Annotated in this window: 1 rRNA gene; it reads left to right on the forward strand. The window is 52.4% G+C overall.

The features are described 5' to 3' along the window. A 23S ribosomal RNA gene (locus tag ACFP3V_RS29545) occupies positions 1 to 1,316 on the forward strand; the annotation flags it as partial. Positions 1,317 to 1,420 lie beyond the last annotated feature (104 nt).

Raw genomic sequence — 1,420 nt, forward strand, 5'->3', positions numbered from 1 at the left:
TGCTGAAGTAACAAATGCCCTGCTTCCAGGAAAAGCCTCTAAGCATCAGGTAACATCAAATCGTACCCCAAACCGACACAGGTGGTCAGGTAGAGAATACCAAGGCGCTTGAGAGAACTCGGGTGAAGGAACTAGGCAAAATGGTGCCGTAACTTCGGGAGAAGGCACGCTGGTGTGTAGGTGAAGTCCCTGCGGATGGAGCTGAGACCAGTCGAAGATACCAGCTGGCTGCAACTGTTTATTAAAAACACAGCACTGTGCAAACACGAAAGTGGACGTATACGGTGTGACGCCTGCCCGGTGCCGGAAGGTTAATTGATGGGGTTATCCGTAAGGAGAAGCTCTTGATCGAAGCCCCGGTAAACGGCGGCCGTAACTATAACGGTCCTAAGGTAGCGAAATTCCTTGTCGGGTAAGTTCCGACCTGCACGAATGGCGTAACGATGGCCAGGCTGTCTCCACCCGAGACTCAGTGAAATTGAACTCGCTGTGAAGATGCAGTGTACCCGCGGCAAGACGGAAAGACCCCGTGAACCTTTACTATAGCTTGACACTGAACATTGAGCCTTGATGTGTAGGATAGGTGGGAGGCTTTGAAGCGTGGACGCCAGTCTGCGTGGAGCCAACCTTGAAATACCACCCTTTAATGTTTGATGTTCTAACGTTGGCCCCTGACCGGGGTTGCGGACAGTGTCTGGTGGGTAGTTTAACTGGGGCGGTCTCCTCCCAAAGCGTAACGGAGGAGCACGAAGGTTAGCTAATCCTGGTCGGACATCAGGAGGTTAGTGCAATGGCATAAGCTAGCTTGACTGCGAGCGTGACGGCGCGAGCAGGTGCGAAAGCAGGTCATAGTGATCCGGTGGTTCTGAATGGAAGGGCCATCGCTCAACGGATAAAAGGTACTCCGGGGATAACAGGCTGATACCGCCCAAGAGTTCATATCGACGGCGGTGTTTGGCACCTCGATGTCGGCTCATCACATCCTGGGGCTGAAGTAGGTCCCAAGGGTATGGCTGTTCGCCATTTANTGCCGTGGGCGCTGGAGAATTGAGGGGGGCTGCTCCTAGTACGAGAGGACCGGAGTGGACGCATCACTGGTGTTCGGGTTGTCATGCCAATGGCACTGCCCGGTAGCTAAATGCGGAAGAGATAAGTGCTGAAAGCATCTAAGCACGAAACTTGCCCCGAGATGAGTTCTCCCTGAGACTTTAAGTCTCCTGAAGGAACGTTGAAGACGACGACGTTGATAGGCCGGGTGTGTAAGCGCAGCGATGCGTTGAGCTAACCGGTACTAATGAACCGTGAGGCTTAACCTTACAACGCCGAAGATGTTTTGGCGGATTTGAGAGAATTTTCAGCTCTGATACAGATTAATCGATACGTTGGTGAAACGTGTTGATAAAACAGAATTTGCCTGGCG

This window comes from Streptacidiphilus monticola (genome assembly GCF_042658505.1).
GTDB classification, from domain to species: domain Bacteria; phylum Actinomycetota; class Actinomycetes; order Streptomycetales; family Streptomycetaceae; genus Streptacidiphilus; species Streptacidiphilus monticola.